General features: G+C 70.5%; 16 protein-coding genes. 9 read left to right on the top strand and 7 right to left on the bottom strand.

Annotated features, from left to right (window positions below; genetic code table 11):
• Positions 1–61 precede the first annotated feature (61 nt).
• The 4 genes from DRV84_RS05005 to DRV84_RS04990 all read right to left on the bottom strand — a co-directional run bounded on the left by DRV84_RS05005 (position 62) and on the right by DRV84_RS04990 (position 3763).
• Complete coding sequence (locus DRV84_RS05005; RefSeq protein ID WP_115978782.1) at positions 62–703, bottom strand: DUF1523 family protein; 642 nt, start codon at positions 701–703, stop codon at positions 62–64.
• 10 nt (positions 704–713) lie between these two features.
• A complete protein-coding gene (locus DRV84_RS05000) occupies positions 714–980 on the bottom strand; it encodes a hypothetical protein (RefSeq protein ID WP_115978781.1) in 267 nt (88 codons plus the stop codon).
• Between the two features lie 416 nt (positions 981–1396).
• Positions 1397–2605: an aminopeptidase P family protein gene (locus tag DRV84_RS04995; RefSeq protein WP_115978780.1), complete on the bottom strand. Its 1209-nt coding sequence runs from the start codon at positions 2603–2605 to the stop codon at positions 1397–1399.
• Positions 2606–2980: 375 nt separating this feature from the next.
• A complete protein-coding gene (locus DRV84_RS04990; protein WP_115978779.1) occupies positions 2981–3763 on the bottom strand; it encodes an alpha/beta hydrolase in 783 nt (260 codons plus the stop codon).
• 81 nt (positions 3764–3844) lie between these two features.
• Between DRV84_RS04990 and DRV84_RS04985 the strand changes: the two genes are divergently transcribed.
• The 5 genes from DRV84_RS04985 (at position 3845) to DRV84_RS04965 (ending at position 7574) form a co-directional block, all read left to right on the top strand.
• Positions 3845–5320, top strand: a complete 1476-nt coding sequence (locus DRV84_RS04985) for an NAD-dependent succinate-semialdehyde dehydrogenase (RefSeq protein WP_115978778.1) — start codon at positions 3845–3847, stop codon at positions 5318–5320.
• 67 nt (positions 5321–5387) lie between these two features.
• Positions 5388–5906, top strand: coding sequence for a peptide deformylase (def, locus tag DRV84_RS04980; protein WP_115978777.1), 519 nt, complete (start codon positions 5388–5390; stop codon positions 5904–5906).
• Positions 5903–6409: a peptide deformylase gene (gene def / locus DRV84_RS04975; protein ID WP_115978776.1), complete on the top strand. Its 507-nt coding sequence runs from the start codon at positions 5903–5905 to the stop codon at positions 6407–6409. The genes def (DRV84_RS04980) and def (DRV84_RS04975) overlap by 4 nt, the downstream gene beginning before the upstream one ends.
• A gap of 3 nt (positions 6410–6412) precedes the next feature.
• The gene (fmt, locus tag DRV84_RS04970; protein ID WP_115978775.1) at positions 6413–7324 is read left to right on the top strand and encodes a methionyl-tRNA formyltransferase; all 912 of its coding nucleotides are present in this window, start codon (positions 6413–6415) and stop codon (positions 7322–7324) included.
• A 4-nt stretch (positions 7325–7328) separates the two neighbouring features.
• Positions 7329–7574, top strand: coding sequence for a hypothetical protein (locus DRV84_RS04965; RefSeq protein WP_115978774.1), 246 nt, complete (start codon positions 7329–7331; stop codon positions 7572–7574).
• 54 nt (positions 7575–7628) lie between these two features.
• On the opposite strand, the gene DRV84_RS04960 is transcribed toward DRV84_RS04965, so the two are convergent.
• Positions 7629–8468 (bottom strand): universal stress protein, encoded by an 840-nt coding sequence (locus DRV84_RS04960; protein WP_115978773.1) that lies wholly within the window; start codon positions 8466–8468, stop codon positions 7629–7631.
• A 195-nt stretch (positions 8469–8663) separates the two neighbouring features.
• Between DRV84_RS04960 and ccoN the strand changes: the two genes are divergently transcribed.
• From ccoN to ccoP, 4 genes are read left to right on the top strand one after another with little or no spacing between them, the layout of a single operon-like run.
• Complete coding sequence (gene ccoN / locus DRV84_RS04955; protein ID WP_115978772.1) at positions 8664–10280, top strand: cytochrome-c oxidase, cbb3-type subunit I; 1617 nt, start codon at positions 8664–8666, stop codon at positions 10278–10280.
• A gap of 13 nt (positions 10281–10293) precedes the next feature.
• Positions 10294–11019 carry a cytochrome-c oxidase, cbb3-type subunit II gene (ccoO, locus tag DRV84_RS04950; protein ID WP_115978771.1) on the top strand — a complete coding sequence of 242 codons (726 nt, stop codon included), beginning with the start codon at positions 10294–10296 and terminating at the stop codon, positions 11017–11019.
• A 10-nt stretch (positions 11020–11029) separates the two neighbouring features.
• The gene (locus DRV84_RS04945; protein WP_115978770.1) at positions 11030–11242 is read left to right on the top strand and encodes a cbb3-type cytochrome c oxidase subunit 3; all 213 of its coding nucleotides are present in this window, start codon (positions 11030–11032) and stop codon (positions 11240–11242) included.
• Complete coding sequence (gene ccoP / locus DRV84_RS04940; protein WP_115978769.1) at positions 11239–12117, top strand: cytochrome-c oxidase, cbb3-type subunit III; 879 nt, start codon at positions 11239–11241, stop codon at positions 12115–12117. The genes DRV84_RS04945 and ccoP overlap by 4 nt, the downstream gene beginning before the upstream one ends.
• A 349-nt stretch (positions 12118–12466) precedes the next feature.
• Here ccoP and DRV84_RS04935 read toward each other — a convergent pair whose 3' ends face one another.
• Positions 12467–14056, bottom strand: a complete 1590-nt coding sequence (locus DRV84_RS04935; protein WP_275668722.1) for a pilus assembly protein TadG-related protein — start codon at positions 14054–14056, stop codon at positions 12467–12469.
• Between the two features lie 109 nt (positions 14057–14165).
• Entirely contained in the window at positions 14166–15284 is a 1119-nt protein-coding gene (gene ald / locus DRV84_RS04930; RefSeq protein ID WP_115978767.1) for an alanine dehydrogenase, read from the bottom strand.
• Positions 15285–15355: the final 71 nt, after the last annotated feature.

Raw genomic sequence — 15355 nt, 5'->3', positions numbered from 1 at the left:
ACCCCGGGTGAGAGCTGCGCGGCCCGGCGCATCCGGCCGCAGCGGCCGCGGCCTGTCCCGGTCAGCCCGGCTCGTTCTTCCACCAGCGGCGCAGCCGCGCGAGGCGCTCGGCGACGCCGTCCGAGACGTCGGCCATGCTGTCGCCCATCTCCTCGAGGACCGGATCGAGGCGCCTGCGCCGGAAGCGCCGCCAGCGCACCCAGACGCCCCAGACGAGCGCGGCGAGCAGCACGAGGATCACGATGTTGAGCCACGGCACGATCCGCTCCTCCGGCCCCGCTGCGAGGCGGAGATGCACGGCGTTCGGATAGATCGACAGGAGCTCGTTCCGCCAGCCGTAGTGGCGCACCACGACCCAGCGCGGCGCCTCCTGCGTCGATTTCAGATCCGCCGCGTCGGCCTGCAGGTTGGCGGAATCGAACTTGAAATAGGGCGGCCAGCCCCAGCCCGTGTCCTCGTTGCGGTAGATCATCGGCCGCCCGTCGGTCAGCCGCGACTGGATGAAGAAGACGTCGCGCCCCTGCAGGTCGGTCGCCATGCCGGGGGATTCGGAGGCCCAGAAGAGCGCGTTCTCGCCGTAGTCCACGCGCGTCTCGTACGTGTCGGTGATCCGCACGACGTCGTGCTGCGGCAGCGTGTAATGCAGCACCGCCGCCACCAGCCCCCAGACGGCGAGGATGAAAAACCACTTCACGTAGACCATCGCCGCCTCCTTACCGGTAGTTCGTGATGTAGACGATCAAGGTGACCGCGAGCGTCGGGATCACGTAGACCCCGAGCAGGAGCTTGCGCCGGATCGCGCCGTCGTACCGCTCCAGCCCGCGGCGGACGAAGGCCTCGCGGTCGCCGATGCGCCCGCGCTCGGCCCAGCGCTCCTCGAGCTTCTCGCGGCGCACGGCGCGCGACCAGAGCGAGAGGCTCACGTAGATCACCGTGAGCGCGATGAAGCCCAGAATAACCAGCCGCGCGAGTGCCGCCATGCCGCCCTTCCTTCCGGCGTCCCCCGCCGTGATACGCGCCCCCGGCCGCCGCCGCAACGCGGCACTTGCGCCGGCGGGTGGGAGAACGGAGGGGGGAACGCGGCGCACGCCCACTCTTTGCAGGCGGCCGGCGGTCCAACGGGCGGCGCCCGCCTCCTTGCACCCGGCCGCCGCCGCAACGCGCCACGCGCGCCTGCGGCTGGGGCAGACCGGCGACGGGCGCCCGCGACCTCGGCGCACCCGCCCCTCGAGGACGCCGGCCGCCCGAGGCGACGCCTCCCCGCAGGTCCCGCAGCGCCCGGCCCGGCGCACCACCTCCATGCGCGCTGCGCGCCGCCAGGCGCCGATCGCGGGCGGCGCATGACGCAGAGCCGCCGGCCGCGCATACCGCGGCCGCCCTCCCCCGTCGCCCGGCCTCAGCCGATCACGTTGTGCGCCGGGCCGTAGGGGAAGCCCGTGATGTTCTCCGGCGCGCCCTCGGTCACGATCAGGATGTCGTGCTCGCGATAGCCGCCGGCGCCGGGCTCTCCCTCGGGGATGGTGAGCATCGGCTCCATCGAGGCGACCATGCCGGGCTCGAGCACCGTCTCCACGTCCTCGCGCAGCTCCAGCCCCGCCTCGCGGCCGTAGTAGTGGCTGAGCACGCCGAAGCTGTGACCGTAGCCGAAGCTGCGGTATTCCAGCAGCCCGCGCTCGGCGAGAAAGGCGTTGATGCGCTGCGCGACCTCGGCGCAGGTCACGCCGGGCCGCAGGAGCGAGATGCCGTATTCATGCGCGGCGACGTTGGCCTCCCAGACGCGCAGGCTCGCCGCGTCCGGCTCGCCGAGAAAGAGCGTGCGCTCGAGCGCGGTGTAATAGCCCGAGATCATCGGGAAGGTGTTGAGGCTCAGGATGTCGCCCCGGCGCAGCCTGCGCCCGGTGACCGGGTTGTGCGCGCCGTCGGTGTTCAGCCCCGACTGGAACCAGACCCAGGTGTCGCGGTACTCGGCCTCCGGAAAGCGGCGCGCGATTTCGATCTCCATGGCGTCGCGCCCGGCCATCGCCACGTCGAGCTCGCGCGCCCCCTCCGCGATCGCCGCGCGGATGGCGTCCCCGCCGGCGTCGGCGACCGCCGCGCCCTGCCGGATCAGCGCGATCTCGGCGTCGGACTTGCGCATGCGCTGGCGCATCGTGGCCGGCGCGAGGTCGGTGATCCCCGCCGGCGCGAGATGCGCCTCGAGCTCCGCCCGCGCGGCAAGCGTCAGGTGATCGCCCTCGATCCCCAGCCGCCGGCCGACCCCCGCGATATGCGCCACCGCGCGCCAGAAGTTGCCGCGCGCCCAGTCGGTGTAGGTGAGGTTGTCGCCATGACAGCGCCGCCAGGGCTGCCCGCCGTCGATGCCCGCGCTGACGGTGACGGAGGTCTCCGGCGTGACGACGAGCCCGTAGGGCCGGCCGAAGGCGCAGTAGAGAAAGCCCGAGTAGTAGGCGACATTGTGCATCGAGGTCAGCACCGCCGCCTCGACGCCGGCCTCGGCCATCGCGGCGCGCAGCCCGGCGAGACGCGCCTCGTACTCCTCCCCCGCGAAAGGCAGCGGCGCCTTGTCGCCATTGTGAAACCGGTAATATGCGGGACGTTCGCTCATCGCGCGACCCTCCTCTTGCAGGAAAGGTCCCGGCGTTCAGGACGGACGCGGGGCGCACCCGATCCGGTGTGACGACGCCATCGCCCTGCCCCGCCCCCTATCTGCCCAACGAACGGCCCGGGCGCAAGGCCCGGGCCAACGGGGAGGGGGCGCTGCCCCCTCTTGGCCTTCGGCCAATTCACCCCCGGGATATTTGAACCAAGAAGAAGAGATCGGGCCAGCGCCTTTCCCCGCGCTTCTTCTTGGCCGAAATATCCCGGGGGGTGAGGCCCGACAGGGCCGAGGGGGGCAGCGCCCCCCTGACCGCACGAAGTGCCAGAGACCTTGCGGCCGAAAGGCCGCGCCGCAGGGTCACGGGGTCCGGCCGGGCGGCGGTCAGGCGAGGAGCGCGCGGGTGAGGTCGCCCTCGGGCTCGGCGAGCGGGGCGATCACGTCGAAGTGGTGGCGGCCCTCCGGCGCGCGGAGTTCGGCTTTCCAGGCGCGCGCCAGCCGTTCCGCCTGGTCCCGGAAGGCGGGCAGTTCGGCGCCGCCGACCCAGACGGTGACCGGCGCCTCCGGGACGGGCTGGTGGAGGGGGCTTTCGGCGGTGGCCTCGGCGGCGTCGATGCGCAGGGTCGCGTTCATCGAGGTCTGCATGAGCGGCGCCAGATCGGCCACGGGCGAGATCGGCACGATCCGCGCGATCCGGGTGGCGAGGTCGGCGGGCAGCAGGCCCGGCGCCCCCATGCGCGCGACGAGGTGCCCGCCGGCGGAATGCCCGGCGAGGCGGATCGGCCCGGCGACGCGGGCCGCCATCACGGGCAGCGCGCCGGCGACGGCGCGGGTGATCCCGGCGATGCGGACCTCGGGGCAGAGCGGGTAGGACGGTATCGCCACCGCCCAGCCGCGGGCGAGCGGGCCGGCGACGAGATGCGACCATGTCGACTTGTCGAAGGCCTTCCAGTAGCCGCCGTGCACGAAGACGACGAGGCCGCGCGCCGCGCCCTCGGGGTGGAAAAGGTCGAAGCGCGCGCGCGGATGATCACCGTATGGCAGGTCGAGCTCCGCCCGCTCGCCGAGACCGTCGCGGAAGGCGGCCGCGGCGGCCGCCCAGCGCGGCGGGTAGGCGGCCGCGTCGGGCACGTGATCGGTGTTGGAATAGGCGGCGTCCATGTCCATCGGGAACTCCGGCTTGCGGCGGCGGGTTGTGTCCGGCCAGACTGCGCGCCGGACCGCACCCCTTTATTGCCGGAGGACAGCATGCTCGACCAGACCACCAACCTCGGATCGCGTCTGAAGGACCCGGCGCTTCTGGAGGAGCGGGCCTTCGTGGCGGGCGCCTTCGCGGAGGGCGAGGGCGGCACCTTCGAGGTGACGAACCCGGCGCGCGGCGACGTGATCGCGCGCGTCGCCGACTGCTCGCGCGCGCAGGTGGCCCGCGCGATCGACGCGGCGGCTGCCGCACAGAGGGACTGGGCCGCGCGCACGGGCAAGGCGCGCGCGGCGGTCCTGCGCCGCTGGTTCGAGCTGATGATGGAGCACCAGGAGGACCTCGCCGTCATAATGACCGCCGAGCAGGGCAAGCCGCTCGCCGAGAGCCGGGGCGAGATCGCCTATGCCGCCGGTTTCATCGAGTTCTCGGGCGAGGAGGCCAAGCGCATCTACGGCGAGACGATCCCCGGCCATCAGCGCGACAAGCGCATCACCGTGATCCGGCAACCGGTGGGCGTGGCGGCCTCGATCACGCCGTGGAACTTCCCGGCGGCGATGATCACGCGCAAGGCCGGACCGGCGCTCGCCGCGGGCTGCGCCTTCGTCGCGCGGCCCGCCTCGGAGACGCCGCTCTCGGCCACCGCGCTCGCCGTGCTCGCCGAGCGGGCGGGCGTGCCGGCGGGCGTCTTCTCGGTCGTGCCCTCGGGGCGCGCCTCCGAGATCGGCCGGGAGTTCTGCGAGAACCCGACGGTGCGCAAGCTCACCTTCACCGGCTCGACCGAGGTCGGGCGGCTCCTGTTGCGGCAGGCGGCGGACCAGGTGAAGAAATGCTCGATGGAGCTCGGCGGGAACGCGCCCTTCCTCGTCTTCGACGACGCCGATCTCGACGCCGCCGTCGAGGGGGCGATCGCCTCGAAGTTCCGCAACAACGGGCAGACCTGCGTCTGCGCCAACCGCATCTACGTGCAGTCGGGTGTCCACGACGCCTTCGCCGAGAAGCTCGCCGCGCGCGTGGCCGAGCTGCGGGTGGGCGACGGGCTCGAGGAGGGCACCGATCTCGGGCCGCTCATCAGCCCCGAGGCCATCGGGAAGGTGCAGGAGCACATCGCGGACGCGACGGACAAGGGCGCGCGGGTCGTCCTCGGCGGGGGCGGGGACGACATGCCCGGCGCCTTCCTGCGGCCCACCGTGCTGACCGGCGCGACGCAGGAGATGGCCGTCGCGCGGGAGGAGACCTTCGGGCCGCTGGCCGCGCTCTTCCGTTTCGAGACGGAGGAGGAGGCGATCCGGCTCGCCAACGACACGATCTTCGGGCTGGCGAGCTACGTCTACGCCCGCGACATCGGCCGCGTGACCCGCGTGCAGGAAGGGCTCGACTACGGCATCGTCGGCGTCAACACCGGCCTGATCTCGACCGAGGTCGCGCCCTTCGGCGGCGTCAAGCAGTCGGGCCTCGGCCGCGAGGGCGGGCACTACGGCGTGGAGGAGTTCCTCGAGATCAAATACGTCTGCACGGCGGTCTAGGTCGGCGCCCGGCGCGGCGCGCGGCCCGGCGTTGCGCGGGCGCGCGCGCTCGCCTATGTCATCGGCCATGAAGCGCCCGATCCTCATTCACCCCGACCCGCGGCTCAAGAAGGTGGCTGCGCCGGTCGACGATCTCTCCGACGCGCGGCGCAAGCTGGCCGAGGACATGCTCGAGACGATGTACGACGCGCCGGGCATCGGCCTCGCCGCGCCGCAGGTGGGCGTGGCGGAGCGGCTGATCGTGCTCGACTGCGTCAAGGAGGAGGGCGCGGCGCCCCGCCCGCTGGTGATGTTCAACCCCGAGGTCGTCGCGGCCTCGGAGACGCTCAACACCTACGAGGAGGGCTGCCTCTCGATCCCCGAGCAATACGCCGAGGTCACCCGCCCCGCCGAGGTGCAGGTCCGCTGGATGGACGCCGACGGACACCCGCGCGAAGAGAGCTTCGACGGGCTCTGGGCGACCTGCGTGCAGCACGAGATCGACCATCTGAACGGCAAGCTCTTCATCGACTACCTCGGCCCGATGAAGCGGCAGATGATCACCCGGAAGATGGTCAAGCTGAAGCGTGAGAAGGCCAAGGCGTGAGCGCGCGCCCCGCCCCGCGCCCGATCCTGCGCTGGCCGGACCCGCGGCTGCGCCGCCCCGCCGCGCCGGTCGAGGCGGTCACCGACGCGACGCGGGCGCTCTGGGACGAGATGATCGCGGTTATGGAGGCGATGCCGGGCGTCGGCCTCGCCGCGCCGCAGCTCGGCGTGATGGAACGCCTCGCCGTCGTGGACGCGAGCGAGGCGCGCGGGCAGGCGATCCGCATGGCGAACCCCGAGATCCTCGACACCTCGCGCGAGACGGCCGAGCGCACGGAGGCGAGCCCCTGCCTGCCCGGCGTCTCTGCGGTGGTGCGCCGGCCCGCGCGGGTCACGGTGCGCTTCCTGAACGAGGCAGGGGTCATCGACCGGCGCGAGTTCGAGGGGCTCTGGGCCGTCTCGGTGCAGCATCAGATCGACCACCTGGAGGGGCGGATGTTTTTTGACCGGCTGAGCCGGGTGAAGCGGGACATGATCCTGCGCCGGGCGAAGAAGGCGGGGTAGCCGATGCGCGTGATCTTCATGGGAACGCCCGATTTCGCGGCAGAGGCGCTCGCCGCCGTGCAGGACGCGGGCCACGAGATCGCCGCCGTCTACACGCAGCCGCCGCGCCCCGCCGGCCGGGGCAAGGCGCCGCGCCCGAGCCCGGTGCAGGCCGCCGCCGAGGCGCGCGGCCTTCCCGTCCGCCATCCCGTCAGCCTGAAGCCGGAGGCGGAGCAGGCAGCCTTCGCCGCGCTCGGCGCGGAGGTGGCGGTGGTCGCGGCCTACGGGCTGATCCTGCCGCGCCCGATCCTCGCGGCGCCCGCGCGGGGATGCCTGAACATCCACGCCTCGCTTCTGCCGCGCTGGCGGGGCGCGGCGCCCATCCAGCGCGCGATCATGGCCGGCGACCGGGAGACGGGCATCGCGATCATGCAGATGGAGCCCGGCCTCGACACCGGGCCGGTGCTGCTGGAGCGGCGCACGCCCATCGGCGCGGAGGAAACGGCGGGCGCGCTGCACGATCGCCTCGCGGCGCTCGGGGCGGAGGCGATCGTGGAGGCGCTGGCGCGGCTCGACGATCTCGCGCCGATGCCGCAGCCCGAGGCGGGCGTCACCTACGCCGCCAAGATCGACAAGGCCGAGGCGCGGGTGGACTGGACCCGCCCGGCCGAGGAGGTGGACCGCCTGATCCGCGGGCTCTCGCCCTTCCCCGGGGCCTGGACCGAGGTCGTGGGGCAGCGCGTCAAGCTCCTCGGCTCGCGCGTCGCCGCGGGTTCGGGCACGCCGGGCGAGGTGCTGGACGACGCCTTCACGGTGGCCTGCGGCACGGGCGCGGTGCAGGTGACGCGCGCGCAGCGCGAGGGCCGCGCGCCGCAGGACGCCGCGGCCTTCCTGCGCGGGCTGGCGCTGCCGCCGGGCACGCGGCTCGGGGCCTGAGGGCATGTTTCCGACGCTGATCGGCACCGTGGTGATCGCCGGGATCGTCGGCTACCTGTCGGAAAAGACGGGCTTCACGCGCAACGGCCTTGTGCAGAGCGTCATCATCTGCGTGGGCGGCGCGTTCCTCTTCTACTTCGTTCGAGTGATGTTCGGCGTGAGCTTCGGCCCGCCGGGCGTGGACGCCGTGCTGAGCGCCGTCGGCGCGCTTCTGATCGTGCCGACGCACTGGCGACCGCCGCGCCGCTGAGGGCGCCGAGGCGCCCCGCGGACCGGCGCGATCCGCGGGGCGCGCGCGGGCCCATCAGTGGGACATGACGAGCGGCACGGTGGTCGATTCGAGCATGTTGCGCGTCGCGCCGCCCATGATCGCCTCGCGGAAGCGGGAGTGGCCGTAGGCGCCCATCACGATCAGGTCGGCCTCGATGTCGCCCGCGTGCCGGGCGAGCACGTCCGAGATGCGCGGCAGGGTCTTGGCGAGCACGTCGATCTCGACCTTGACGCCGTGGCGGGCGAGGAACTGCGAGAGCATGCCGCCGGGGTCGGAGCGGTTGGCGCCGTGGGCGGGCGGATCGACGACGACGATGTTCACCGCCTCGGCCCGGGTCAGGATCGGCAGCGCGGCGCGCACGGCCGAGAGCGCCTCGGCGCTTTCGTCCCAGCCGATCATGACGCGCCGGGGCTGCAGGCGGGCGTCGTAGCCGTCGGGCAGCACCATGACCGGCACGCGGCCGTCGAAGAGCGCGCCCTCGATGATCGGCTCCAGCTCGGCGCCGTGCCCCTCGCCGTAGGGCTTGGGCAGGATCACCAGATCGGAGAAGCGCGCGTGCGCCGCGACGCTGCGGCCGATGTCGGCGAGCTGCGCGACGCCGGTCTCGACGTTCCAGCGGATGTCGAGCCCCGAGAGGGTGCCGCGCACGTGCTCGGCGGCGGCCTCGGCCTCCTTCTGGGCGCGGGCCAGCGTCTCCTGAAGGATCATCGCGTTGGCGCCGGCGTAGTAGTAGCCGGTCTGCGTGCGGTCGACGCCGAAACAGGCGACCTCGAGCTGCGCGTCCTCCGCCCGCGCCATCGCGATGCCCTGCGCGAGCGGCCCCTCGGCCAGCGCGGGGTCCGTGACCACGGTCATCAGGGTCTTGTAGGCCATCCGGCTCTCCTTCGTATGCTTCGCGGCGAGCCTAGGTGGCTGCGCGTTTTGCCACATTGATCCGGGTCAAGGCGCGCGCCGGGCCGCATTGATGCAGATCAAGGTGCTCTTTCCCGTGCGTCCGCATACGTCGGTGTGCGAACACGTCCGCGCGGGAGGGTGACTCGTGCGGGCCGACGGAAGGGAAACGACCATATGTCGAATTACATCAAGCTGATCGCGTATGGCCTCGTCACCATCTTCGCGATGATGGCGGCCAACTTCGCGCGCGATATGGCCTATCAGGTTCATGCCATAATCGTCATGCTCGTCGCCGGCGGGCTCTTTCTCTGGACGCTGCGCCACACCGACGAGCCGGTGGTCGCGGACGGTCCGGACCTGCAGCGGAGCTACATGGACGGGGTGGTGCGCGCGGGCGTGATCGCGACGGCCTTCTGGGGCGTCGTGGGCTTTCTGGTGGGCACCTTCATCGCCTTCCAGCTCGCCTTTCCGGGGCTCAACTTCGACTGGTCGGAGGGTTTCGCCAACTTCGGGCGGCTCAGGCCCCTGCACACCTCGGCGGTGATCTTCGCCTTCGGCGGCAACGCGCTGATCGCGACGTCCTTCTACGTGGTGCAGCGGACGAGCGCCGCGCGCCTCTGGGGCGGCAACGCGGCGTGGTTCGTGTTCTGGGGCTATCAGCTCTTCATCGTGCTCGCGGCCACCGGCTACCTGCTGGGTGCGACGCAGTCGCGCGAATACGCCGAGCCCGAGTGGTACACCGACTGGTGGCTGACGATCGTCTGGGTCGTCTACCTCGCCATCTTCCTCGGCACGATCGTGAAGCGGAAAGAGCCGCACATCTACGTCGCCAACTGGTTCTACCTGAGCTTCATCGTGACCGTCGCGATGCTGCACGTCTTCAACAACCTCTCGGTCCCGGTCTCGATCTGGGGGTCGAAGTCGGTCTCGGCCTTCGCCGGCGTGCAGGACGCCATGACGCAGTGGTGGTACGGCCACAACGCGGTGGGCTTCTTCCTGACCGCGGGCTTCCTCGGGATGATGTACTACTTCATCCCGAAGCAGGCCGAGCGCCCGGTCTTTTCCTACAAGCTCAGCATCATCCACTTCTGGGCGCTGATCTTCATCTACATCTGGGCGGGTCCGCACCACCTGCACTACACGGCGCTGCCCGACTGGGCCTCGACGCTGGGCATGGTATTCTCGATCGTGCTCTGGATGCCCAGCTGGGGCGGCATGATCAACGGCCTGATGACCCTCTCGGGGGCCTGGGACAAGCTGCGCACCGACCCGGTGATCCGGATGATGGTGATCTCCGTGGGCTTCTACGGCATGTCCACCTTCGAGGGGCCGATGATGTCCATCAAGGCGGTCAACTCGCTTTCCCACTACACCGACTGGACCATCGGGCACGTGCATTCGGGCGCGCTCGGCTGGAACGGCATGATCACCTTCGGCGCGCTCTACTTCCTCGTGCCGCGGCTCTGGAACCGGGAGCGGCTCTACTCGCTCAGCCTCGTCTCGTGGCACTTCTGGCTCGCCACCATCGGGATCGTGCTCTACGCCGCCTCGATGTGGGTCACCGGCATCATGGAAGGCCTGATGTGGCGCGAGGTGGACGCCAACGGCTTCCTCGTGAACAGCTTCGCCGACACCGTGGCCGCGAAGTTCCCGATGTATGTGGTCCGGGCCCTCGGCGGGGTGCTCTACGTCGCCGGCGCGGTGATCATGTGCTACAACCTCTGGATGACCGTCCGGCGGTCCCCGGCCAAGGCGGCCGCGGGCACCCCGGCCGCCGTCCCGGCCGAATAAGGAGGGCCGACCGATGGCAATTCTCGACAAGCACAAGATCATCGAGACCAACGCGACCCTGCTGCTGATCTTCAGCTTCCTGGTCGTGACGGTGGGCGGGCTCGTCCAGATCGTGCCGCTCTTCTACCTCGAGAACACGATCGAGGAAGTGGAGGGCATGCGGCCCTACAGCCCGCTGGAGCTCACCGGGCGCGACATCTACGTCCGCGAGGGCTGCTACGTCTGCCACAGCCAGATGATCCGCCCTATGCGCGACGAGGTGGAGCGCTACGGCCACTACAGCCTCGCCGCGGAATCGATGTACGACCATCCGTTCCAGTGGGGCTCGAAGCGCACCGGGCCGGACCTCGCCCGCGTCGGCGGGCGCTACTCCGACGCCTGGCACGTGGACCACTTCCGCGATCCACAGTCGGTGGTGCCGGAATCGGTGATGCCGAAGTACGACTACCTCGAGCGGACGATGATCACGCCCGAGCACATCGAGGATCTGCTGCGCACGCATCGCACCGTCGGCGTGCCCTACACCGACGAGATGATCGAGAACGCCGCCGCCGACTTCCGGGCGCAGACCGACCCGAACGCGGACCACGAGGGACTGCTCGCGCGCTATCCCAAGGCGCAGGCGCGCAACTTCGACGGCCAGCCGGGGATCTCGGAGGCGGACGCGCTGATCGCCTACATGCAGATGCTCGGCACGCTGGTGGACTTCTCCACCTTCGAGCCGGTCGACAGCCGCTGAGGAGGGACGAATGGAAGAGTACAACTTCCTGCGGACCCTCGCGGACAGCTGGGGCCTGCTGGCGATGTTCCTCTTCTTCCTGGGCGTCGTGATCTGGGTGTTCCTGCCCGGCCGCGGCAAGGCCCACGAGGAGAGCAAGACGATCCCCTTCCGTCACGAGGACGCCCCGGCGCCCGACGACGGCGACGCGGACGACGCGCAGCGCGAGGAGGCGCGGAAATGAGCGACAAGCAGCACAAGCAGGAGCCGGAGACCACGGGCCACGAGTGGGACGGCATCCAGGAATACAACAACCCCCTGCCCCGCTGGTGGCTCTGGATCTTCTACGCGACGATCGTCTGGGCCGTCGGCTACACCATCGCCTATCCGGCCTGGCCCGGTCTCAAGGAGGCGACGCCGGGGCTCTTGGGCTACTCCAGCCGCGCCGAGGTCGAGAAGGAGATCGCCGCGGCCGAGGCCGGCAACGCCGAGATCAACGCGCGCCTCGCCTCGGTCGAGCTGACCGAGGTGGTCGAGGACCCCGAGCTGAACAGCTACGCCACGCAGGCCGGCGGCGCGGTGTTCCGCACCTGGTGCGCGCAGTGCCACGGATCGGGGGCGGCGGGCGTGCAGGCGGCGGGCTATCCCAACCTCCTGGACGACGCATGGCTCTGGGGCGGCACGATCGAGGACATCCACACGACGATCGCGCACGGCATCCGCAACGAGGACGACCCCGCCGCGCGCTGGTCGCAGATGCCCGTCTTCGGCGACATCCTCTCGGAGGAGGAGATCGTGCAGGTCGTCAACTACGTGATGACGATGTCGGGCGGCACGCCGCAGGACGCCGCGGCCGCCGAGGCGGGCGCCGAGATCTACGAGATCCAGTGCGCGGCCTGCCACGGCGCCGAGGGCGGCGGCGACCGCTTTCAGGGCGCGCCCGCGCTCAACGACGCGATCTGGCTCTACGGCGGCGACTACGACACGCTGATCGAGACGGTCACCTACTCGCGCTTCGGCGTGATGCCGCCCTGGCAGAACCGCCTCGAAGAGCACGAAATCCGCGCGGTGGCGGCCTACGTCCACCAGCTCGGCGGCGGCGAGGCCAGCCGCGATTAAGCGGCCAGAGACACCCGGGGGCCATCCCTGCCCCCCGGGCCGAAGCGCCGGTGTCCCGTCCTGTTCGCGCGTTTCCTAGGGACGCCGGCGCTTCCTTTCTCCCCGATGCGGCCCTGTGGCCACCCTGCCCCGCCGGGGACGCCGCAGCGGGCGACCACGCCGGCGCCGGTCTTTCCCCTGATACACAGGCCGACGGCCGCGGCACGCGGATCGTCAACGCAGGTTCAGCGGACTGGTGGACTGTTCAGCGGCCCGGCAGGCGATCATCTCTTGCAGGCAAACCTGACGGGCCGGACCATTTCCACGGCCCGCCCCGCACCGCTCTCTTCGGCGCAGGACCCCGCGCGCATCACTCCACGAGGCGCACCTGCCGCACCTGCCGCGCGATCGCTGTGAAGGCTTCCGAAATCTCCAGCCCCTCCACGCGGAAGAAGTGCCCCGCCGACGAGGCGCAGTCCCGCAGGACGCCGGCTGTACGGTCGTTCACCATGAAACCAATAGCGTAGACCACGATCCCCGCATCTCTGGCAGCACGACAAGCCTGCGCCATGCGGGAATCCTTTGTACCCGTGCCGAATCTCATAAACGGAACCCAGTCTCGTTCGAGGTCCACCCCGGCGTAGCGCGCCTCGCGCCGTAGACGTTCGCGGGTCACAGCACTCATCTGCCCCCAGACATCCCGTCTATCCATGCGCAGCGCGTCGTCACCCCCCACCGGTCCGCTTCGACGGCTTTCCCATCTCGGCACGTAAAACCCGTCATCGTGGTTGCCGACCGACAGAATACCGCTGTCGGGGTCGATCCAGAAATCGCTCGCTCCGCTGTATAGCCCTGGATTCAGCTGGTCATGAGACGTGTTGGCGCCGTCACTCATCACCACCATCACTTTCAGGGAATTCTCGTGATTGTGGTCGAGCGGCCTCGTCGCGAAGTCAGGATCCACGATCCCCTCGCGCGCGAGCTCGGAAATCACGGGACGAAGTGAGGGATCGAGCAAAGCGGAACCCCACTTAACCCCGATTTCCGTTGACGTAAGATTATGGGTCGAGAACGCATCGATATGACGTTTCAACGTCTCCGGGTCACCGCTCAGCGGCAGGATTTCCCTGTCCTCGTCATCAGGGCAGACGGAGCGCGTTTCGTCATGAAACCTCCAGAAACCGACGGAGTCGCGCTGATTCCATTGCCACCACCACCGCGCGGGGTCCGTGCTTGGATCAAGGTGCGCCGCCTGCTGCAACGGCGCCGACAAGGCGATCGATGTCTCTCCATAAGACGCCGCATCGAAGTCCACGCAATGCGAATAGTCGTGAGCATCACTACGATTGAACGCACCGAGCAACTCAGCGCCGGCGTTGACCTGCGTGGAATAGGGCACGAGCGATATGGAGGTGCGACCGGGCTCGGAATCCTCGAAGACAGTGTCGACGAAATCGCCCGCGGCGTCTTTGAGGTTGCGTAATTTTGTTCCTCTCATCGAACCGGACACGTCGAGAACAAGCGAGATCTCGATGTCATTCACCGCCTCTTCCGCGGTCGAACCGGTGGCGATCGGCAGGCTGTCCTGTCCGAGCAGGCCGAGCAGGATCGTATCCTGCGACATCTGCGCCCGCACCTCCACGTTCCGGAAGTTGAGGCCCTCGGTGACCTCGACGGCCTCGAGGCTGTCCTCCAGCCCGGCCCGGGTGAGGTAGCTGCGCACCACGGCCTCGGGGTCCTGCTCCTGATCGAGGTCGGCGGCGGCGAGCACGGCGCGGTCGAGGGTGGACTGAAGCTGCGCGCGGCGCGTCTCGGCGAGCATCAGGTCGACGCCGAGCGCCGCGACCATCAGCATCATCAGGAACATGAAGATCGACCAGACGGCGAGCGCCCCGTCCTCCGCCCGGTGGAAGGCGCGGAGCGCGCCGCGCCCCCTCCAAAGTCGTCCGTTCCGCGCCATGGCCACGCCCTCCGTCACGCCCCGGGGCCGGCGCATACCGACCCGGGTATGAGCGGAACACGCAAGGCGCGGCGAATTTAAGGCAAACCGATGAAAATGGGCAGGCGCCTCAGCCCTTCAGGACGACCCGCGGCGCGACCACGTCGATCCCGAGCGCCCGGCCGACGGCGTAGTTCGTCAGCTGCCCCGCGTGCACGTTGAGCCCGTCGAGCAGGTGGGGATCGTCGGCGCAGGCCTGCCGCCAGCCCTTGTCGGCGAGCGCCAGAAGGAAGGGCAGCGTCGCGTTGCCGAGCGCCTGCGTCGCCGTGCGCGACACCGCGCCGGGCATGTTGGCGACGCAGTAGTGCATGATCCCCTCCACCTCGAAGACCGGATCGTCGTGCGTCGTGGGCCGCGAGGTCTCGAAGCAGCCGCCCTGATCGATCGCCACGTCCACCACCGCCGCGCCGGGCTTCATCGTGGCGAGCTGCGCGCGGGTGACGAGCTTGGGCGCGGCGGCGCCGGGGATCAGCACCGCGCCGATCACGAGGTCCGCCTCCGCGACCAGCTCGGCGTTGGCGCCACCGCTCGCGTAGCGCCCGCGGAACAGGTGGCCCCAGGCCTCGTCCAGCCGGCGCAGCCGCGGCAGGGAGGTGTCGAGCACCGTCACCTCCGCGCCCATGCCGGCGGCCACGCGCGCGGCCTGCGTGCCGACGACGCCGCCGCCGATCACCGCGACCTTCGCCGGCGGCACGCCGGGCACGCCGCCCATCAGCACGCCGCGCCCGCCGTTGGCCTTCTGCAGGGTCCAGGCGCCCATCTGCGGCGCGAGCTTGCCGGCGACCTCGGACATCGGCGCGAGAAGCGGCAGCCCGCCGTCGCGGTCGGTCACCGTCTCGTAGGCGATCGCCGTGACGCCCGAGGCGAGCAGGTCGCGCGTCTGCTCCGGGTCGGGGGCGAGGTGGAGATAGGTGAAGAGCACCTGCCCCGCGCGCAGGCGGCGGCGTTCTTCGGCCTGCGGCTCCTTCACCTTCACGATCAGCTCGGCCTCGGCGAAGACCGCCTCGGCCGTGTCGACGAGGCGCGCGCCGGCGGCGGTATAATCCGCGTCCGCGAAGCCCGCGCCGCGGCCGGCGCCGGCCTCCACCAGCACGTCGTGGCCGTGCGCAACCGCCTCGCTCGCCGCCTCCGGCGTCAGGCCGACGCGGTATTCCTGAGGCTTGATCTCTTTCGGGCACCCGATCTTCATGGCGAAACCTCCTCCATCCATCGGCAGCCTGCCCGATGCGCGGCGCAATCGCGTCGGAAATCCTCTCGCCA

It is taken from the genome of Rhodosalinus sediminis (assembly GCF_003385555.1).
Taxonomy (GTDB): Bacteria; Pseudomonadota; Alphaproteobacteria; order Rhodobacterales; family Rhodobacteraceae; genus Rhodosalinus; species Rhodosalinus sediminis.
The sequence above is the reverse complement of the archived record's forward strand: the minus strand, read 5'-3'. Positions and strand labels throughout refer to the sequence as shown.